17 protein-coding genes are annotated in these 20,310 nt (G+C 73.2%); 2 read left to right on the plus strand and 15 right to left on the minus strand.

The annotated features are described in order from the left end of the window. Positions 1-33: 33 nt before the first annotated feature. The 4 genes from ACFQRD_RS08750 to ACFQRD_RS08765 form a co-directional block, all read right to left on the minus strand. Positions 34-750, minus strand: coding sequence for a response regulator (locus ACFQRD_RS08750; protein ID WP_377803768.1), 717 nt, complete (start codon positions 748-750; stop codon positions 34-36). Continuing rightward, positions 747-2,093: a sensor histidine kinase gene (locus ACFQRD_RS08755; protein ID WP_377803769.1), complete on the minus strand. Its 1,347-nt coding sequence runs from the start codon at positions 2,091-2,093 to the stop codon at positions 747-749. Before ACFQRD_RS08755 ends, ACFQRD_RS08750 begins: the two co-directional genes overlap by 4 nt. A gap of 5 nt (positions 2,094-2,098) precedes the next feature. Then, positions 2,099-2,929: a DUF2306 domain-containing protein gene (locus tag ACFQRD_RS08760; protein WP_377803770.1), complete on the minus strand. Its 831-nt coding sequence runs from the start codon at positions 2,927-2,929 to the stop codon at positions 2,099-2,101. 272 nt (positions 2,930-3,201) lie between these two features. Next, entirely contained in the window at positions 3,202-4,137 is a 936-nt protein-coding gene (locus ACFQRD_RS08765; RefSeq protein ID WP_377803771.1) for a PfkB family carbohydrate kinase, read from the minus strand. Between the two features lie 140 nt (positions 4,138-4,277). Between ACFQRD_RS08765 and ACFQRD_RS08770 the strand changes: the two genes are divergently transcribed. Next, positions 4,278-4,955, plus strand: coding sequence for a DUF6318 family protein (locus ACFQRD_RS08770; RefSeq protein ID WP_377803772.1), 678 nt, complete (start codon positions 4,278-4,280; stop codon positions 4,953-4,955). Positions 4,956-5,046: 91 nt separating this feature from the next. Here ACFQRD_RS08770 and ACFQRD_RS08775 read toward each other — a convergent pair whose 3' ends face one another. The 9 genes from ACFQRD_RS08775 to ACFQRD_RS08815 all read right to left on the minus strand — a co-directional run bounded on the left by ACFQRD_RS08775 (position 5,047) and on the right by ACFQRD_RS08815 (position 15,042). After that, entirely contained in the window at positions 5,047-5,445 is a 399-nt protein-coding gene (locus ACFQRD_RS08775) for a hypothetical protein (protein ID WP_377803773.1), read from the minus strand. Positions 5,446-5,588: 143 nt separating this feature from the next. Then, positions 5,589-6,293, minus strand: a complete 705-nt coding sequence (locus ACFQRD_RS08780; protein WP_377803774.1) for a hypothetical protein — start codon at positions 6,291-6,293, stop codon at positions 5,589-5,591. Positions 6,294-6,388: 95 nt separating this feature from the next. Beyond that, on the minus strand, positions 6,389-7,312 hold the full coding sequence (locus ACFQRD_RS08785) for a class I SAM-dependent methyltransferase (protein WP_377803775.1): 924 nt from the start codon (positions 7,310-7,312) through the stop codon (positions 6,389-6,391). A 29-nt stretch (positions 7,313-7,341) separates the two neighbouring features. Further along, entirely contained in the window at positions 7,342-7,746 is a 405-nt protein-coding gene (locus ACFQRD_RS08790) for a hypothetical protein (protein WP_377803776.1), read from the minus strand. A gap of 22 nt (positions 7,747-7,768) precedes the next feature. Continuing rightward, positions 7,769-9,661: an ABC transporter ATP-binding protein gene (locus tag ACFQRD_RS08795; RefSeq protein ID WP_377803777.1), complete on the minus strand. Its 1,893-nt coding sequence runs from the start codon at positions 9,659-9,661 to the stop codon at positions 7,769-7,771. Beyond that, a complete protein-coding gene (locus ACFQRD_RS08800) occupies positions 9,658-11,958 on the minus strand; it encodes an ABC transporter ATP-binding protein (RefSeq protein ID WP_377803778.1) in 2,301 nt (766 codons plus the stop codon). Before ACFQRD_RS08800 ends, ACFQRD_RS08795 begins: the two co-directional genes overlap by 4 nt. Continuing rightward, positions 11,955-12,467 (minus strand): DUF456 domain-containing protein, encoded by a 513-nt coding sequence (locus tag ACFQRD_RS08805; protein WP_377018414.1) that lies wholly within the window; start codon positions 12,465-12,467, stop codon positions 11,955-11,957. Before ACFQRD_RS08805 ends, ACFQRD_RS08800 begins: the two co-directional genes overlap by 4 nt. A 115-nt stretch (positions 12,468-12,582) precedes the next feature. Then, complete coding sequence (locus tag ACFQRD_RS08810) at positions 12,583-13,569, minus strand: beta-ketoacyl-ACP synthase III (protein ID WP_377018415.1); 987 nt, start codon at positions 13,567-13,569, stop codon at positions 12,583-12,585. Between the two features lie 336 nt (positions 13,570-13,905). Continuing rightward, complete coding sequence (locus tag ACFQRD_RS08815; protein ID WP_377803779.1) at positions 13,906-15,042, minus strand: VanZ family protein; 1,137 nt, start codon at positions 15,040-15,042, stop codon at positions 13,906-13,908. A gap of 141 nt (positions 15,043-15,183) precedes the next feature. On the opposite strand from ACFQRD_RS08815, the gene ACFQRD_RS08820 reads away from it, so the two are divergent. Then, complete coding sequence (locus ACFQRD_RS08820) at positions 15,184-15,852, plus strand: VanZ family protein (protein ID WP_377793199.1); 669 nt, start codon at positions 15,184-15,186, stop codon at positions 15,850-15,852. Positions 15,853-15,923: 71 nt separating this feature from the next. Here the strand turns inward: ACFQRD_RS08820 and ACFQRD_RS08825 are convergent, their stop codons facing one another. Continuing rightward, complete coding sequence (locus tag ACFQRD_RS08825; protein WP_377803780.1) at positions 15,924-19,022, minus strand: AAA family ATPase; 3,099 nt, start codon at positions 19,020-19,022, stop codon at positions 15,924-15,926. Further along, a complete protein-coding gene (locus ACFQRD_RS08830; protein ID WP_377803781.1) occupies positions 19,019-20,203 on the minus strand; it encodes an exonuclease SbcCD subunit D in 1,185 nt (394 codons plus the stop codon). The genes ACFQRD_RS08825 and ACFQRD_RS08830 overlap by 4 nt, the downstream gene beginning before the upstream one ends. Between the last annotated feature and the right edge of the window lie 107 nt (positions 20,204-20,310).

Consider the following 20,310-nt stretch of genomic DNA (forward strand, 5'->3'; position numbering starts at 1 on the left):
CGTGCCCGTGCCCGTGCCCCGTCGCGCGGATGATCAGTCCTCGGCACGCACGCGCCCGGTCTCGTGCGCCCGCATCGCGGCCTCGACCCGGTTGCGCACGCCGAGCTTGGTGAGGATCCCGCCGATGTGGGTCTTCACGGTCCCCAGGGACAGGTGCATCTGGGCGCCGATCTCGGTGTTGGTGCGGCCGGCGGCGAGCAGGGCGAGGACTTCCTCCTCGCGCGGGGAGAGCGGGTCGGTCGGGGCGCGGGGTGGGGCGACGGGCCGACGGGAGAACTCCCCCAGCATCCGGGCGGTGATCTTCGGCGCGATCAGGGCGTCCCCGGCCGCGGCGGCCCGCACCGCCTCGCCCAGCAGTTCGGGGCCGGCGTCCTTGAGCAGGAATCCGCGTGCCCCGGCGCGCAGGGCGCCGTGGACGTATTCGTCGAGGTCGAACGTGGTGATCACGACGATGGCGAGCGGGTCGGAGACGGCGGGCCCGGAGAGCTTCCTGGTCACCTCGATCCCGTTGAGCCCGGGCATGCGGATGTCCACCAGGCACACGTCCGGGCGCAGCTGCTGGGCCATGGTCACAGCCTCGATCCCGTCGGCCGCCTCCCCGATCACGTCGATGCCGGGCCGGGTGCCCAGCAGCAGGCGCAGCCCGGTGCGGACCGGCTCCTGGTCGTCGGCGATCAGGACTGTCAGCGGGCGGGGCGAGCCGGCCGGACTCGGTGCGTCGGCTCCTGACGCGTCATCAGGACTGGTCATGCCGCCTCCGGAGTGGTGGGGACCTGGGCGCGCAGCAGCCATCCGCCGTCGGGGACGGGGCCGGCCTCGAGGGTGCCGCCGAGCAGGGTGACGCGCTCGGTCATCCCCAGCAGACCGTGACCGCCACCGGATCCGTCGGCCCGGTGCGGGGCCACGTCCCGGGGGCCGTCGTCCCGCACCTCCAGCACTGTGCGGGCGTCGCGGACGCTCACTCTCACGTCGATCGCGCGGGCGCCGCGGGCGTGGCGCCGGGCGTTGGTCACGCCCTCCTGGGCGATGCGGAACAGGGTCGACTGCACGATCTGCGGCATCTCGCCCGCGAGCTGGTCGGTGCCGGTGATCCGCACGGTGACCTGCGGCGGGCCGGGATCGGCGAGCGCCTCGAGCTGGGCGAGGCCGGCGGCGGGGGCCAGCTCCGTCTCGGGCAGGTCGACGTCGGCGGGCATGGGATCGGAGGCGGCAGCCCCGGCGGCCGCGCTCCCCGTGGCCCCGGAACCACCCGTCGGCTCCCGGAGCGCGCGAACCAGGGCGCGGGTCTCGGCGAGCACGTTCTGCGCCTCGCGTTCGATGACGGCGAGGGATTCGGCGACCTGGCTGCGATTCTCCGGCATGGCGGAGGCGACCTGGGCGCGGATTGCGATCGTGGTGACGTGGTGGGCGACGGTGTCGTGCAGGTCCCGCGCGAGGGCCTCACGCTCCCGCGAGCGTGCCATCTCGATCTCTCGGGCGCGGGCCTGGACGCGCTCGCGCACCAGCGCACCGCTCAGCGCGGTGGCGCCGAGCACGGCGATCCCCACGACGACGTCGGCGAGCGCGGCGCGGCTCTGCAGCAGGGTCAGCGCCTGCCCGGCGGCCAGCAGTGTCCCGCCGACGACGCGCATGCGAGCAGTTCCGTGACGGAACAGTGCGTACGGCACGGTGAGCAGCACGACCATCGCTCCCATGCCGACCGCGACGTGCCCGGACGCGGCCTGCACGATGCCCAGTGCAGCGCCGAGCAGGGTGATCCAGGTCAGTACCAGCAGCGGATGGCGGCGACGCCACGGCAGTCCGGCGATCATGGCGATCGCCGCGGCCGTGGTGAGCGCGGGCAGAGGGAAGTCTGTGCGCAGCATGCCCTCGGCCAGGGCGATGAGAGTAAACGGGATCAGCAGCAGGGCGTCGCGGGGTCGGGGACCGGCGGCGGGTGTCGTGACCAGCCCGTCCGCCCAGGGCGGGAGAGCGCGACGCGGTGACGGGGCCGGGCCTGTGGGGTTCGGATTCGAGAAGCCCGCGCTCGAGGCGCCCGGATCCGGCGGATCCGCGGCCGATGAGGCCGATGTCGAGGGCACGGACGGGGGCATCGCGCTCACGCCTGCGCGGCTTTGGGGCGGGCCGTGCCGGCACGGCGGGACGTCTTCGTGCGGTGGCCGGAGGTCGTCGAGGGCCGGCGGCGCGGGCGGATCCAGCGGGCGATCACGAGCTCGGCGACCACGATGTTGATCAGCCACCCGGCGTCCATCTGCAGCAGCCGGCCGAGCTCGTCGGGCGGGCCGAACAGGATCATCGGCGGGGCGGAGGTCAGCACCTGGGTGCCGGCGCCGAGGGCGAGGGCGTAGGCGCGGATCATCCAGGCCGCGTGGGTCGGAACGTCCCGTCGGCCGATCGCGACCAGCGCGAGCACCAGCGCCACGGCCATGCCGATCCCCACCACGTAGCGGGAGATCAGCAGACCCACACCGTCGATCGCCGGGAACTCATAGGCCACGTTCATCCACAGGCCCGTCAGCGCGACGGCGAATCCGGCCGGGACCAGGACATACCGGCCCATCGCGCGATGGAGGCCGAGGTTGCGGCGGCGCACGGTGGGCAGGAACTGGCCGATGCCGACGTACGAATAGACGATGGCCGCGACGATGTGGATCGCGACGGGCGTGGGCATCTCGACGAAGCGCGCCGTCTCGGGGGTCGCGGGCACGCCGGTGGCCAGGCCTTCGAGCTTCACGGCGCCGGCGATGGAGGGGATGGCCGCGAGCAGGGCGAGGCCGGCGCCGAGCAGCCACTCACGGCGCGGGATCCGCGGCCGCCTGGACTTTCGGGGCCCATCGCGGGGCGTGCGGGCAGCGGGCGTGGGGATCGGGTCGGCCGTGGGCGTTGCGTCGGCAGGAGTCGCGTCGGGCAGGGGCGGCGTGGTGTCCATGCGGCCACGCTCCCCCGGCACGGGCCCTGCCCGCTTCGGCCATGTGGCCGAACTTGGACGAGAACCGCCGCTGCTCGTGCATCCGGGGGCGCAGGCCGAGGAGGGGCCGGGGCCGGTGCGCGGTGCGGTGCCGCGGCACAGCGAAAGGCTGCTGCACAGCGAGGGGCTGCTGCAGGGAGAGGGGCTGCTGCGCGGCGGCGAGGCGGGCCCGGAGTCATTCTTGGAGTGTATGGGCTCGGATACGGCCGACGAGGGCCGTTACCGGAACGACGTCACGGTCGCAGCGCGGACAGGTCCGGCCGTCCTCCCAACCGCTGAACCGTCGAGGCCGCGCACGCAGCGGCGAGCTCGCCCGCCTGCGCCGGGGCCGCTCCGTTGCGCAGGCCCGTGACGAGCCCGGCAAGAAAGGCATCGCCCGCCCCGGTCGGGTCGAGGACGCGCTGGGGGCCGTGGGGCAGGAAGCGGTGCCCCTCGTCCCAGACGACCAGGTCACCGGCGTCGGCAACGCCGAAGGCCACCACCTCGACACCTTCATCGAGCACCCCGCGTGCCGCGGAGAGTGCCGCCTCTTCGCTCTCCAGTGCGATCCCCGTCAGCAGCTCGCCTTCGTGGGCGTTGGCGCGGACCACGCGGGCCTGCCCGACCAGTGCACGCACCTTGGGCGTCTGCGGGGCGCCATCCAGCACGAGGTCGGCGCCGGTCGCGGTCCCGAGCCGCGCCGCCTCCAGCAGAGCCGGTTCAGGCTGCTGCAGCTGCAGGCACACCGTGTCGGCCCGTGCCACTGCCTCCCGGGCGCTGTACACGTCACCCCCGGTCAGCAGCGCTTCGGCCGGGACGTGCTCGAAGAGGCGACGCCGGCCCTCGGCATCGACCACGTCGACCAGCAGGGCGCTGGTACCACGACGCACCACGACGCGGACATCGATATCGTCTGCGCGGGCCGAGGCGAGCAGCCGCTCGCCCACCTCGTCCTCACCGACCACGCCGAGCAGCCCCACCGGCGTGCCGAGCTGGCGCATGCCGACGGCCTGGTTCGCGCCCTTGCCGCCCCACATCTCGAGGCGCTCGGCGACGTCCACGCTCGCCCCGGGGTCGGGAACGCGGTCGGTCGAGATCACCAGGTCGCGACCGATCTGGCCGACGACGAGGACGCCGCCGGCCGCCGAGGCGTGTGCCGGATCGCTGTGCGCGCGGTGGTTGTCGACCATGTCCACTGCCTACCACCGGCTCGGCTCCTGCGCCGCACCTCGGACCGAATGGTGGGTGGCGGTGAGCTCGGTCCGGCCACCGCGCGGTGATCACGGGATGATCCAGTGCCCACGGAGCCGCGTCGTCTACCGTGGCCCGCGTGAACCGACCTGTCCAACGCATCATCATCGTCGTCCTGGCCCTCGTGCTCGTGGTCCCGATCGGCGTGATCGGGATCGGCCAGCTGCTGGGCAACGACGGCGGTGAGCAGGCCGACCCGACCGCGGTCGAGAACCCGGACAACCGGCCGACGGCGGACCCCGCCGACCAGCCGCCGCGGCCCGAGGTGCCCCGCCCCGAGGAACCCGCGGGCCTGACCGAGCAGACCGATGAGGGTGCGCAGGAGACGGTGATCTACCTGCTCGAGTCGTACACCTACATGATGACCACCGGTGACGTCTCCGTGTGGGAGAGCTCCATCGACCCGCAGTGCCAGGTCTGCATGTCCTTCCTGGACAACGCCCAGCTGCTCGCCGAGCAGGACGGCTACCTGGTCGATGGCGATTTCGCGGTGCATTCGACGACGTTCGAGGGCAAGGGCGACCCGCCCGCGAGCGGCGAGGTCGTCGCGGACTTCACCCAGGAGGCAAGCATCCTGGTCGACGATCCCAACCTCCAGGCCAACGAGCTGCCCGAGGTCTCCGGCCAGCTCGTGGCCCAGATCGCCTGGGACGGCGAGCGCTGGCGCGTGACCGATATGAGCATCGCCCCCGAGGGCACGGGCGCCAGCGACGCGGGCGGGGCCAGCGACGCCGGCGGCGCGGGCGTCGGCGGCTGAGCGACACGGGCGGCCGCGCACCCGCCGGTCCCGGTGCGGAGCTCACGAGGGAATCGGGGCGGAGCGCGCGCTCGTCAGGGCGGTCCCCCGATCAGAAGGTGAGGCCGAAGAAGCCGAACCCGTCGGCGTACATCGCCATCCGTAGCGCGATCACGAGACCGACCAGCGCGAGGCCGACGTGAAGACGGCTCGCGTGCGCAGCGCCGGTGGCACGACCGTGCGGGCGGCCAGGAACCCCAAGGCCCGCGCCTCGGCTCACGGCCCACGCACCGAGGAACGCTGCCACCGGAACCCCGAGGAACGGGGTCGAGCGCCGCAGATCCCAGGAACCCACGACGAACGGTGACTCCGGGCCGTCGGGGCCGACGTGGCTCGAGGCCACGATGCTGATCCCCGAGAGCACCGCCGCGATCAGGCACAGAGCGCCCAGGACCACGGAGACGCGGTCGAGGACCGTGCGACGGGTGCGAGTGCGCGGACGGGCGTTCATGGGCTTCACCTTCCCACGGCGACGTGGCAGACGTGGCGCGGAGCCGGCCGGTGCTCTGCTGTTCTCGAACCTGGCAGCCGCGGGGCCGGCCATCGCAGTCCCCTGTCCGCGAAGCGCCACCGGCCGTCGGCAGAGATCCTGGGCTACCGCAGCCCGGGGAGATGGGCAGCGGCCTCCGCCGGGTCGCCGCTGAGCTTGCGCGCCGGAGCCGAGGCCGTCGCCCGGGCAAGCTGCTGGGCTCCGGATGCGCCGGCGGCCTGTGCGATCCGCGCGGTGAGGGTTTCCGGGGACGTGCGCCCGGTGCCGGCGAACCAGACCCAGCGGCCGTCGACGGAACGCGGCGGTGGATCCTGCAGGACCGCGATCAAGGCCGGGCGCCGGCGGGCTGCCTGGGCCGACGGACCGACGAAGTGGATGCCCTGCCGGTTCCAGGCCGAACGCCGGACCGTCGACTGTGGGAAACCGCCCGTCCCGGTCTCGCGACCGTAGCGGCCGGCTCCGGTGACGGGGACCAGGCTGCCCGGGACGATCTGTTCGTAGCGCACGATGTAGGGGCGCATCCCCGGCGCGACGCTCCCGACCAGCAGTCCTCGCTCGCACACGATCAGCCGCTCGCCGCTGATCAGCACCAGGATGCCCGCTGCGAGCAGCGCGAAGATGATGCCGGGTGCCGCGATGAGCAGGGGGGATTCCGCCGGGTTGATCAGCGTGAGCCCCGTGAAGATGAGCCAGACGAACACGATTGCGCCGACGACGACGGTGCCGGGACGGTCCGCGTAGACCTCGAGAGGCCTGCCGAGTTCGCCGGCGTGACGGCGGGCGGCGCGGAAGCCAGCTTCTCCGCTCATCTCCACCCCTCCCGTGCCAGGCTCGGACATCGACACTAGCTGTCGCAACGGACGGAGCCGCAGAAGGCGTTCCGCTTCCCAAGGCCGCCCTCGCGTCACGACACGCTCCCGCTCCGGTAGAGGAACAGGTCGGTGCGGTACGGGACGCCGATGACGGCGCCGCGCTCATGGCCGAGATGGTCGTGGAGGTACCAGTCGAGGTTCGCGAGCACCTTCGCGCGGCGCTCCTCGGGAGCGGTGATGACGTAGCTGCGGGTGCGGGCGAGGTCGATGACGTCGTGGGTGGGCATCGGGTCCTCCCACTCGTGCACGCTGCGCTCGACGAGCGCGAGCTCGGGGCTGACGGTCGGACGGAAGTCCTCGCGATGGATGTCCCCGGCGTGCATGATCCGCGAGAGGCGGTGGACCCACGGGATCCGCACGTCGAGCGTGTTCCACACCAGCGCCAGCACCCCGCCGGGTGCGAGCAGCCGCGCGACCTCGGCGGAGGCGGCGCGGGCGTCGAACCAGTGCCAGGCCTGGGCGACGGTGACCAGGTCGGCCGATGTGTCGGGGAGGCCGGTGGCCTCCGCCGGGGCGAGGTGCGTGGTGAGGTCGGGTGCGGGCGCGGCTGATGGCACCCGCTCGACGTCGTGGCCGGCCGGGAGGGTCGGCGAGGCCGCGCCTGGCCGCGGAGGCCCGGAGCCGGCCGACGGCCCCCGGCGCAGCGCGGTCTCGAGCATGGCGCGACTGGTGTCCACCGCGATGACGTCCAGGCCCCGAGCGACGAGCGCCCACGACAGCTTCCCGGTGCCCGCGCCCAGATCGATCGCCCGGGCGGGGGTTCCGCTCATCGGGCGTGGCACCGGCGCGAGCATCGCCTCGAGCACCAGATCGGGATAGCCGGGACGCAGCCGGTCGTACTCCCCGCCCTGCTCCTCGAAGGCGGCGGCCAGCGCCCGCTTGCGCGCCGCGCTGGCGAACCGGGGCTCCTCACGCGAGGAGACCGGAGGGATCGGCGGGTGAAGCGGATCGGCCACGCCGAGGATCTTAGGGCCGGCGGGCACGCTCAGTAGACCGGCATGGTCATGCTGCCGACGATCACCAGCACGATGAGCACGATCAGCAGCGCCGCGCAGGGCACAGCGAGAGTCCAGGCCCGCGCGCCCCGCCGGCGTGCGAGCCCCCACGCACCCAGGGCGATCGCGATGATCGAGAGAGCGAGGCCGAGCCCGCCGACCGGAGCCAGCATCAGCATCGGCTCGTGGACGTCGTGGTGCGTCGACGGCTCCGTGCTGCCGGGCGCCGGCGGCAGGTAGTAGGTGATCCGGGCGGAGGCGATGACGTACGCGGTGACAAGACCTGCCGCCACGGCGCCGAGCACGCCGAGGGCGATGGAGAGCACGGCGACGATGGCGCGGCGGCGCCCGCCCGCAGCCGATGCCGAAGGCCTCTGCGACCGCCCGGAACTCATATCCTGTCCTCTCCTGCCGCGCTCACCGCGCCTGGCGGTGCGCCACCCAGGAGCGATGCAGGCCGGCGTAGATCCCGTCCGGAAGGCTCACCAGCTCGTCGTGGGTGCCGTGCTCGACCAGGTGCCCCTCATCGAGCACCATGATCCGGTCCGCGCGCTCGGCGGTGGAGAGCCGGTGGGCGATGGTGATGGTGGTGCGACCACGGGCGAGGCCGTCGATGGCCTGCTGCAGGCGCACGTCGGCCGCGGGATCGACCGCACTGGTCGCCTCGTCCAGCACGATCACGTCGGGGTCGACGAGGTAGGCGCGGGCCAGGGCCACCAGCTGCCGCTCCCCCGCGCTGAGCGACTCGCCGCGCTGGCCGACGGGCGTGTCCAGGCCCTCGGGCAGGTCGTCGGCCCAGCCGCCGAGTCCCAGTTCGTCCAGCGCGCGGCGCATCTCGTCGGCGGTGGCGTCGGGCTTGCCGTAGGCCAGGTTGCCGGCGACGGTCGTGTCGAACAGGAACCCTTCCTGCGGGACCATCACCACGCGCTTGCGCAGCGAGGCATAGGTGATCAGGTGCAGGGGCACACCGCCGATCGTGAGCTCACCGCTGGTGGCGTCCATCATGCGGGTCAGCAGCTTGGCGAAGGTGGTCTTGCCGCTGCCGGTCTCCCCCACGATCGCGATCCGGCTGCGGGCGGGGATGTCGACGCTGATGCCGTGGAGCACCTCCGGGCCGGAGGGGTAGCGGTAGTGGAGGTCGCGCACCTCGATGTCCAGCAGACCCTCGGGCAGCGCTGTCGCCCCGTCGGTCGGTTCCAGGCGCCGGCCGGTGTGGGGGTCCATGGCACCGCCGGGGTCGGCGACGTCGGCCGGGGTGTCGAGCACGCCGAGCACGCGCCGCCAGCCGGCCACCGCGTTCTGGGCCTCCGAGAGCATCTCGATGCCCATCCGCACGGGCTGGCTGAACAGGGAGACCAGGAAGACGAACGCGATCACGCCGCCGGCGGTGAGGTCCGCGCCGGGCAGGTTCGCACCGAGGGCCTGGGTACCCAGCAGCACGCCGACCACGACGACGACGCCGGTGGCCAGACCGTCGGCCGTCTCCGAGAGGAACATCGAGGCCGATTGCGGCCGCAGCACGGCGAACTGGGCGTTGCGCACCTGGTCGATCCGGTCGAACTGGTCGTCGCGGGTGCGGTTCTCGATGCCGTAGGCGCGCACGGTCGCGGAGCCGACGAGGGCCTCGGAGACGGTCCCGAGCATCTGCCCGACCTTGAGACGGACGGTCTGGAAGCGGGCGCGGATGCGGCGCTGCAGTTTGCTCATGATGAACAGGATCGGCAGGTAGCACAGCCACACGGCCAGCGCGAGCGGCCAGGAGTAGAAGACCATCACGCCGGTGGCCAGCACCAGCTGCATGCTCATCACCAGCAGCATCATGCCGCCGAAGCTCATGAACTGGCTGACGGTGTCGACGTCACTGGTCACGCGGGAGACCAGGGCGCCGCGCTGCTCGGTGCCCTGGGTCAGCAGCGAGAGGTCGTGGATGTGGCGGAAGGCGCGTTTGCGCAAGGTCGCCAGCGACGTCTCGGCCAGGCGGAACAGGCGCCGGTTCATGATGACGTTGCAGCCCGCGGTGATCAGCAGCAGCAGTGCGGCCAGTCCGGCGGCGCCGGCGACGAACGCGACGTCGGGCTGCTCGGGGGCGATGATGCCGCGGTCGAGGATGGACTGGACCGCGATGGGCACCACCACCTTGCCGGCGGTGGCGACCACGGCCAGCAGCAGAGTGATCCACAGTCCGCGCAGCAGCTGCGGGGTCAGGGAGAGACCGCGGCGGATGGTGTGGAGGGCGGACTCATCGGTGGTGGTCTCGGTGCCCAGCTCCGAGGAGTTCTGAGCGGCGCGGGCGGCGGGTGCGGCGGTCATCGTCCCTCCTCCTGCTCACGGGCGGGGCGTGCGGCGGGGTCCTCGCCCGCGCCGTGGACGGTGGGGTCCTCGCCCGCGCCGTGAGCGGTGCGGTCCTCGCCGGTGCCGAGGGCGGTGCGGTCCTCGCCGGCGCCGAGGGCGGGCGTCGCCCCCGTGCTCGTGTCCGGTTCCTCGCACTCGGAGGTGACGTCCTCGCGCCGGTAGCGGCCGGCGCCGTGACGCTCGACGGCATCGGCCACGGTGCGGGCGCGCTCGGCGGGCACGGCGATGCTCGGGTCCGGCCCGTCGCTGGGCTGGGGCCCCTTGGATTCGAGCAGGTTGTGGGAGATCGCGGCCTCGTCGTACGCGTCGACCAGGGCCCGGTACCCGGGGCTCGTCGAGCGCAGCTCCTCGTGGGTGCCGGTGGCCACGACGCGGCCGTGGTCGAGGAAGACCACCTGATCGGCCAGGGAGATCGTGGACTTGCGGTACGCGATCGACAGCAGGGTCGAGGAGGTCATCTCGCGGCGGATCCCGTCGAGGATGGCCAGCTCGACGCTGGGGTCGCAGGCGGAGGTGGCGTCGTCGAGGATCAGCAGCCGGGGGCGGCGGGCGAGCGCGCGGGCCAGGGCGATGCGCTGGCGCTGCCCTCCGGAGAGGGAGCCGCCGCGCTCGCCGAGCTCGGTGTCCAGGCCGTCGCTGAGGGCGTCGACGAAGCCCTCCGCCTGGGCGACGCGCAGCGCCCAGCGCACGGTGTCCTCGTCGATGTCCTCGCCGAGGGTGACGTTCTCGCGCACGCTCGCATCGAAGATGAAGGCCTGCTGGAGGACCAGGGCGACGTCGGCGGTCAGTGCGTCGGCCGTCAGCGAGCGCAGGTCCGCCCCGTCGAGGCGGATGCTGCCCTCGGTGGGGTCGACGAGGCGGGCCGCCAGCAGCGCGAGGGTCGACTTGCCCGAGCCGGTGGCCCCGACGACGGCGAGCACGCGGGTGCCGGCCGACGGGTCGGCGCGCAGGGAGACCTGGTCAAGGGCCCGGGATTCGCGCAGCTGCTGGTCCTCGGGGCGTACGTCGCGGCCCAGGATCACCTGGGAGGGGTCGTCGCGGTAGACGAAGGAGACACGGTCGACCTCGAACACGCCGGGCCCGTCGGGCAGCGGGTCGGGGCCGTAGGTGCGCTGCTCGCTCACGTCCAGGATCTGCTGGACGCGGCCGCCGCCGACGACGGTGCGCGAGAGGTCGCCGAGGACCCAGCCGAAGGAGCGGATCGGCAGCGCCATCAGCGTGAACAGGTAGGAGACCTCGACCAGCTGGCCCGTGGTGAGGTGCCCGTCCCCGATGCGCCAGGCGCCGAGCACGGCCACGGCGAGGATCCCGAGGTTGGGCAGGGCGTCGATCAGGGGATCGAACCAGCCGCGCACGTAACCGAAGCGGATGCCGGTGCGGCGCAGCTGCTCGGCGGAGTGGTCGAAGCGCTCCTGCTCGACGTCCTCCCGCCCCAGGGACTTGACGACGTTGGCGCCGTCGAAGGACTCGTGGGCGATCTCCGCGACCTCGGCGCGCAGCTGCTGGGAGCGCATCGCCAAGGGGGTCGCGAACCGCTGCAGCAGCACGTTCGCCACGATCAGCAGGACGATCAGGGCGAGCATGACCAGCAGGATCACCGGGTCGATCCGGGCGACGACCACGGTCGCGTAGACCAGCATGGCGATCGTGGCCAGGGCGAAGGGGAACGGCGCCATCGCGAAGAAGGTGGCCTCGATGTCGGCGTACATCGCCGAGAGCAGGGTGCCGGTGGACTGGCGGCGGTGCCACAGCAGCGGCACCTTCGCGTACACGGCGGCCAGTCGCCGGCGGTAGAGGCCGAACAGGTCGAACTGCGTGGCGGCGGCGAAGATGCGGCGGGTCATGACGGAGACGGCGCGGGCGACGCCGATGCCGAGGATGGCCAGACCGCCGCCGAGGACGACGGGGATGACGGGCTCGCCGCGCTGGAAGGAGGGCACGATGACCTCCTCGGTGACGCGGCCGATGATCGCGGAGGTCGCGATCTGCAGCACCGAGAACAGCAGCGCCCCGAGGACGGCGGGGATGAACCACTTGCGCTTCTCCCAGGCACCGGTGAGCAGGCGCTTCATGCCGGGGATGAGCACGGCGGGGTGCTGGGGTGCGGGTGCGGCGGGCGGCGCGGTGCCTGCGGGCCGGGAGCTGCCCGTGCGGTCGTCGTGCGGGTGGTTGCCGCGGCGGGGGTGGCCGGAGCGGGTCGCGCCCGGGCCCTCGTGGGCGGATCGGTTCGTGGCGGAGGCGTCGGTGCTGGTCATACGGAGACGAAGTGGCCCACGACGGCGATGGCGAAGACGATGGTGGCCAGCATGGCGAGGGTGAACTCGATGATGATCCCGATGCCCAGGGCCTTGACGGCGACCCAGGCGGATCCGAGGCCCTTCCTCCAGTCCTGCAGGCGCAGCGACTCCGAGACGTACAGGCCGATCACGAAGCCGATCGGCAGGCCCAGCAGGGGGATCACGAACAGGCCGACGATGCCGGAGGCGATGCCGACGTAGATCGGCCACATCGGCACCTCGTGCTGGTGCAGGCGCCGCCCGGTGAGCACGTAGCTGGTGGTCATGCCGATCGCCCCGAGGACCAGGATGATCGCGAAGGCGATCCACGGGATCCAGCCGCCGGTGACGATCGCCCAGATCAGCGTGGCGATCACGATGGTGATCGTGCCGGGCAGGACGGGGACGACGATCCCCACCAGGCCCACGATGTAGGCGAGGCAGACCAGCACGGTCACGATGATCTGGATGGTCAGGGAGTCGACCACGGGTCCTCCGGGGAGTGTCGAGGGTGGGGGCGCGGCACCGCTGGGAAAGCGGTGCGCCGGGCCGTGACCATCCTATCGGCGCCGTCCCGCCGCCGCTCGTCCGCCCGTCGGGCCCTCAGGGCAGTCGCACCACCTGGCCGGCCCAGGAGAACCCGCCGCCGAACCCGATCAGCAGGGCGGTCGCCCCGGCGCGGATCCGGCCCGCCTCGCGCATCCGGGAGATCGCCAGCGGGATCGTCGCCGCGGAGGTGTTGCCGCTGGTGATGACGTCGTCGGCGATCACCGCGTCCTCACGCAGCCCGAGGGACTTCGCGAGCGGTTCGATCATCCGCAGGTTCGCCTGGTGGGGGACGAAGACGTCGATATCGGCCATGGTCACCCCGGCGGCCTCCACGATCCGGTGGCAGATGGCAGGGGCCTCGCGCAGGGCCCAGCCGAGAACCGCACGTCCCTGCTGGGCGAAGTACGGCCCGGGGCCGGTGATCGTCACGGCATCGGCGAGGTCGGGGACCGTCCCCCACACCACGGGCGCGACGGCGGGCCGCTCGCTCGCGCGCAGCACCACGGCGCCGGCCCCGTCGGCGGTGAGGATGCAGGTGGTGCGGTCGGTGTAGTCGGTGTAGGTCGAGAGCTTCTCCGCCCCGATCACCAGGGTCGTGGTGGAGGCCCCGGCCCGGATCGACTGATCGGCCAGGGCCAGGGCGTGGCTGAAGCCGGAGCAGGCGGCGCCGACGTCGAACGCGGCCGGGGCCGGCAGGCCCAGGGCCTCGGCCACGCGGCCGGCGGCGCTGGGTGAGTGCTCATCGTTCGAGCAGGTCGCGACGAGGACCTGGGTGATCTCGGAGGCGTCGATGCCGGCGTCCGCGAGGGCTGCGCGGGCGGCCTCGGTGGCCATGCTCGCGACCGTCTCGTCCTCGCCGGCGATCCGCCGCGATTCGATGCCGGTGCGCTGGCGGATCCACTCGTCGCTGGTCTCGACCAGCTGCTCGAGGTCATGGTTGGTGAGGATCCGGGCGGGGCGATAGTGGCCGGTCCCTATGATCCGTGACCCGGCAGCGGGGGTCGGGGAGTGGAAGGGTGCGGGGGTATCCGGCTGGCTCATCGGCAAGGTCTGCTTTCTGGTGTCGAGATGTGCCGCCCGCCGGGGATCGACATCCTCGCGCCTCTCCGGCCGGCCCCGTTGAGCAGGTCCCGGATGCGCCGGGGCAGCCGGGACGCGGGTGGGTCGGGCCCGGTGGGCTCTGGGATCCGGGGTGTGGGGTGAGCAGGAGCGGTGTGGTCGGTGCGGCGAGCGCGCCGAGCACCTTACCGCTGCCGGCTCGGCACGCGGCCGACGGGTGAGGGAGCGGACAGCGTGGCGGCAGCGGTGGCGGCGGCAAGGGGTGGCGGCAGTGCTGGGTGCCGACAGCGCTGGGCGCCGACGGGGTGCCCCGCGTCGTCAGTGGCGGGCGGCGCGGCGGTCGACCAGGTCGGCCCCGCTGATCAGGCCTGAGAGTCCCCGCCGGTCGACGAAGAGCACGATCGCGATCGCGGCGAGGACGAGGCCGCCCGAGGCGAGGCGCAGCAGCACGGGCAGGACGGGCACCTCGAGACCCTCGAGTACGTCGCCGATCGGGGCCAGGGCCGCGTACAGGCCGGCCACGGACAGGGCGCGCGTCAGCCGCCGGCCCGCGCTGCCCCGTCGGCCGTCGAAGACCGGCACGATCCCCACCATCCGCTGCCCGGGCGAGGCGCCGCTGCCGATCAGCGCCGGCAGCACCACGCTCAGCAGCGCTCCGATGAGGAGGGAGGCCAGCGGCAGCACCGCCGCATGGCCGGGCGGATTGGGCACCTCTCCCCCATCACTGGCCAGGGTCCAGACCACGACGTAGGTCAGCAGTCCGGCCGTCAGCAGCAGCCCGGGCAGGGCCGAGATCACCGCAGCGTCGATCGCCATCCCCAGCAGGCGGCGCAGCCGGGTCACGGGTCGCGGCGGCAGCGTCGCGAGCGCGGTGGGTTCGGGGATCCAGCCGGCCACCACCGGGGCGAGGAGTGCGCCGATCAGCGCTCCGGCGGTGTTGGTCAGCAGGTCGTCGACGTCGGCCACGCGGTAGGCGCAGTCGAACAGGCCCCACAGCCCGGTGTACTGGGTGGTCTCGATCAGCAGCGAGGCGGCGACACCGGTGAGGGTGGCGGTGAGGATGCCGCGGCCGGCCATCACGCGGATCAGCACGCCCAGGGGGATGAACAGGACGATGTTCAGGATGGGCTGGGCGATCGCCGCGATGGTGGTGGTCGAGCCCAGGCCGTACTGCCCGGCGAGCCGGCCGATGTCGCCGAGGGTCGCCAGCGGTATCGGCTGCAGCGAGGTCCCGCCGCCGCCCGCGCAGACCGAGGGGTCAGGAAGCGGCAGCAGCGTGTATGCCACCAGGGCGACGGCGTAGATCGCGACGCCGGCGGCGCCGATGAGGCGGGCGGGGCTGAGGCGCCCGTAGGCGTAGTACTGGATGATCAGGATCGGCAGCAGGACCGCGAGGAAGCACAGTGTGCCGCCGAGGAGGCTGAAGGGGATCTGCCAGGCCCATGCGTCGATCATGGCTGAACCCTAAGGTCGCAGGGGGCTCCGGGGGGATGGGCCCATGGGTCTGCGTCGCTCCTACCGTGGGTGGAGCCGGTCCCGGGAGGGTCATCCGACGGTTCCTGTGCAGCGTCCAGCAACTGGCCATAGCGTGCTCCTGTGACCGAATTCGTGCGCCTGGCCCTGGTGGGCATCGCAGGCGGCGTGGGGGTGTTCGTCGCGATCCTGCTCCCCGCCGTGCTGCTGCAGCGACGACGCTTCGGCCGGGTGCGGCCGCTGCGGCTGGTCGGTGTGCTGGTGATCTGCGTGTACACCATGACGCTGGCGGGCCTGACGGTCGCTCCCGCCTACGAGGTGGCCAGCACCTGCCAGAACCGAGCGGGCGGCGAGCTGCGGCCCTACCCCTTCAACGCGGTGGGCGAGATCCTCGCGGTCCATGCCGAGGGCACCACCGGGCTGGGCCTGCTGCTGAGCTGGCCGGTGCTGCAGCTGGGCATGAACATCGTGCTGTTCGTGCCGCTGGGGGCGATCCTGCGCGGGGTGTTCCGGCTGGATACGACGACGTCGCTGGCCATCGGGGTGATGCTGTCGGTGCTCATCGAGGCCACGCAGTACACCGGCGCGTGGGGGCTGTATCCGTGCGGGGTGCGGATCGCGGACATCGACGACGTGCTGGCCAATTCCCTCGGTGCGCTACTGGGGGCCCTGATCGCCCCGGTGTTCACCCGGCTGGGAGTGCCGCTGTTCGTCCATGAGCGACCGCTGGACGATGATCGCGGCCGCGAGGGTGGACACGAGGGCGCCGCGGATGAGGACCCGTGGCCGTGACGGCGACCGGCGAGCCGTATCCCTCGTAGCCCGGCTCGGTCACGCGGTCACGCGGTCACGCGGTCACGCGGTCACGCGGTCACCGACAGGGTCGAGGAGCGGTCCGGCAGACGCCGCACATGGATCTGCTCGGCGATCTGGGCCTTCATCTCGCTGACGTGGCTGACGATGCCGATGGTGCGACCGTGCTCGGCCAGGCGCCCGATCTCGGCGACCACCCGCTCCAGGGCTTCGGGGTCGAGGCTGCCGAAGCCCTCGTCGATGAACAGGGTCTCCATCTGCACTCCCCCGGCCTCGGCGGTGACGATGTCGGCCAGGCCGAGGGCGAGGGCGAGGGAGACGAAGAAGGTCTCGCCGCCGGAGAGGGTCTCGGGCAGCCGATGCTGGTCGGTGCGGTGGTCGATGACCAGCAGGTCCAGTCCGGTCTTCTTGGCGCCTCGGGCCCCGGTGTCGCGCAGCAGCTCCAGGGTGGAGTCGGAGAACTGGGCCAGGCGGGTGTTGGCCGCGGCGACGACCTCCTCGAAGCGGCGCATGAGCACGTAGGTCGACAGCTGGATACGGGTGCCGTCGGAGGAGCGCCCGGTGGCGAGGTCGGCGACGCGCACGATGGCCCCGGCGGTGCTGTCCAGACGTGCCAGGCGGTCCAGCGCCCCGTCCAGCGCGGTGCGTGCACCGGCGGTGCGCTCGGCTGCGGCGCGCAGCCTCGCGGCGTGGTCGCCGGCTTCCCGGGCGGCGGTGCGGGCGAGGGTGAGGGCTTCGGCGGCGGCCGTGACGACCTGGTCCACTGCGCCGGCCGCGTCCTCGCTCGCGTCGATCTCGGCGATGCCCTCCTCGGCCATGCCATCGGTGTATCGGGCCCGGTTCACGGTGCGGTCCGAGAGCAGCGTCGTCAGCTCTGCCCGCTCGCCCTCGGCCAGGACGGCGGCGCGCAGCTCGTCATCCGTGGCGAAGGGAGTGTGCCCGGCAGCGGTCAGCTGCTCGGCGGCCTCGGCGCGGGCGGCGGCTGCCTCCTCCTCGAGTTCGGCGAGGCGAGCGGCGGCCTGGTCCGCCGCGAGGTGCGCCTCGCGCAGCGCGGTCGCCGCTCTGGCTCTGGTCAGCTGGGCCGCGCGACGCTCGGTCACGCTCGCATGCTCGCCACGGGCCTCACGCGCCCGTTCGGTGTCCTTGGCCAGAGCGGTCTCGGCCTCGCGCAGGGAGGCGGCCCGCCCCTCCAGCTCGCGCTCCTGGGCGCTGCAGTGCTGGGTCAGCCGGGTGGTCTCGGCGTCGTGCGCCTCGAGCTCCTTCTCCAGGGTCTCGGCGCGCTTCTGAGCGGCCAGCGCCTTCTCGACGGCCTGCTGGGCGTCGGCGTCGGCGGTGCGGGCGTCCTCGAGGGTGAGCCCGCCGGCGTCGGCCAGGGCCTTGTCGCGCTGTGTGCGCACGGCGGTGAGCGATTCGGCGGCGCGGGAGGCGGCCTCGTCGGCGCTCCGGCGGTGCTCTTCGGCGGCCTCGATCTGCTCGGGGCCGACGTGGTCCTCGGCGGGTTCCGCGGGTGCGGGATGTTCCGTGGACCCGCAGACGGGGCAGGCCTCCTCGGGGGCGAGCTGCAGGGCGAGCTCGGAGGCGATGCCGGCGTGGCGGCGATCGCGCAGCCTCTTCTCCTCGTCGGCGGCCCGTCGCGCGGCCGCGAGCGCGGCGGCGGCGGTCCTCTCCGCCGCGGTGACCTCCTTCGCGAGCCGGTCCGCGTCGCGGGCGGCGGCCAGGTGCGAGGCGGCGGTCACGCGAGCGGCGCGGGCATCGCCGAGTGCTTCCGCGGCGGTCTGGGCAGTGGTGCGCTCGGCGACGAGCTTCTGGCGGGCCTCGGGGCGGGCGGCGAGCTGCTCGGTCAGCGCCTGGATGCTCGTGGCCAGCTCGGCATCAGTCTGGCGGCGGGTCTCGATCTCCCTCGCGCGCTGGGGCAGGGCCTTCTCGAGGTCGACGAGGTCCCCCAGGGCTCCGGCGGCCGAGGTGGCGTCCTCGGCGGCGGCGGCCAGGGCCTCCAGCGGATCCTCCCCGTCCAGCAGCTCGACGAGGTCCGGGTGGGACTCCCGGTGCCTCGCGGCGACGTCCTCCCGGGCAGCGCGCAGGTCGCTCAGCCGCTGGGCGGCGTGGCTCGCCCGCTGCAGCGCGACGGCGGCGGGCCGGGCGGCGTCGTCGCAGGTCAGTCGGCGCTGCGCCGCGCGGGCTGCCGGTTCCTCCTCGGCCAGGCGCGCTGCCAGGGCATCGAGCTCGCGGCGGCGGGTGATCCGTGCGCGGTGGGTGGCGGCGCGGTCGGCGTGCTCGCGGGCCGTGGTCTCGCGCCCAGTGGCGGCGGTGGCGGCCTCGGCGGCGTCCTCGGCCCGGGCGGTGAGGGCCTTCTCGATGCTGGTGACGGCGACGCTCAGCTCGTCCCGGCGACCGGTCGCGGCGTGGTCGTCGAGCTCGCTGCGCTGTTCGTCCTCGAGGCCGGCGGCCTCGGCGAAGCGGGCGACGGCCTTGCTGACGTCGTTGCGGGCGGCGGTGACCTCCGTGGCGGCCTCGCGCCGCATCTGTTCGAGCTGCTTCTCGACGTTCTGGTAGATCTCGGTGCCGAACACGCGCTGCAGCACCGTCTGGCGCTCGCCCGTGCCGGCGCGCAGGAAGCGGGCGAACTCGTTCTGCGGCAGCAGCATGGTCTGGGTGAACTGCTCGCGGGAGAGGCCGACGGCACGGGTGATCTCCCCGCCGACCTCGTCGAGCCGGGTCGAGATCGGCGTGACGCCGGCCCCCTCCCCGGCGCGGTCGGCGAGGGCGGCGGGGATCAGCTCGGGCGAGCTGAGCCGCCACAGGATGGCCCGGGCGTTCTCCTTGGTGGTCCCGGTGCCGCGGCGCTTGGCGCGGGCGTACTGCGGCTGGCGGCGCACTCGGTAGATCCCGTGGCCGGTCTCGAAGACGAGGTCGACGGCGCTGGGGGCGGTGGGGTCGGCGAACTGGGAGCGGATCCGCTCGCCGCTGGCTTCGCTGCCGGCCACGGTGCCGTAGAGGGCGAACACGATCGCGTCGAGGATCGTGGACTTGCCCGATCCCGTCGGCCCCTCCAACAGGAACATGCCGCTGGTCGAGAGGGAGGCGAGGTCGATGTCGACGGTGTCGCGGAAGGGGCCGATGCCGCTGAGGCGCAGGTGGTGGAGCTTCATGAGGCCTCCGACCGCTGCGTGCGCACGCTCTGGTAGGCCTGCTCGAGCACGTCACGTTCCGCGTCGGTCGCCTCCGTCCCGGTGACGTACTCCAGGAACTGGCCCATGACCTCCATCGGATCCTGTTCACGGCGCACCACGGGAGTGAGGTCGCTGTCCTCGCGCCCCTGGGGACGATGCTCGGTATGGCGCAGATGCGGGTACGCGCCGCGCAGGCGTTCGAGCAGGTGGGGCGGCCGATGCGGGTCGGTGATCACCGCCTTGACCCAGTCCTCGCCGTGGGTCTCGGCCTGGGCGAGGACCTCCTCGAGGGTTCCCTGCAGCTCGCTCAGGCGCCGCGGCACCGGGGTGGCGATGCGCTGGACGGACACCTCCCCGGGGGCGTCGAGCTCGACCAGCAGCACGGACTTGCGATGGTCCTTCTCGGAGAAGGAGAAGGCCAGCGGTGACCCGCAGTACCAGGCCGTGGTGCCGGCCTGGGCGGGGAGATCCTGGCAGCCGTGGAGGTGACCGAGGGCCACGTAGTCGACGCCGCGCAGCGCATCGGCCGGCACCGAGTCGACGCCGCCGACGCTGAGGTCCCGCTCGGAGTCGCTGCCGGAGCCGCCGGCGACGAAGGTGTGCGCCAGGACCACCGATCGTGCCCTCGGGCCCGGCCCGGCGGCCTCCGCGTGCTGGGCGATCCGGGTGGCGATGCGCTCCATCGCGGCGCGGGTGACGGCCTCGTGGCTGCGGCCGAGCGGCTGGGTCTCGTCGGCCGCGAGGGCGAAGCGCGCGATGTCGGGCTCGAGGTAGGGCAGAGCGAAGAACAGCACCTCACCGTGGGCATCGGGCACCACGACGGGATGCTCGAGCGCGGTGCGGGCATCGGCGAGGATGTGCACCCCGTCGCGCATCAGGGCCGAGCCGAAGCCGAGACGCTTCGCGGAATCGTGGTTGCCGGGCGTGAGGATCACGGTGGCGACGTCGGCCAGGCGCCGCAGGGTCCGCCCCAGCAGTTCCACGGACCGCACCGGAGGCACCGCGCGGTCGTACACGTCTCCCGGGATGACGACCACGTCGACCTCGCGCTCGGTCACCAGGTCGACCAGCCAGTCGTGGAAGTCGGCCTGGTGATCGTGCAGATCGGCCTCGTGGAGGGTGCGCCCCAGGTGCCAGTCCGAGGTGTGCAGGATTCTCATGGCTCCGACTCTAAGGACCGCCGCCGACAACCCGGGCGCGCCGCGCGGCGCTGTGGACGGACGGCACTGGGGAGGAACACCCCGTGACGTCGGCCGCCGGGCGGCGT

The sequence above is a fragment of the Brachybacterium sp. GCM10030268 genome (assembly GCF_042666305.1).
In the GTDB taxonomy this organism is placed as follows: domain Bacteria; phylum Actinomycetota; class Actinomycetes; order Actinomycetales; family Dermabacteraceae; genus Brachybacterium.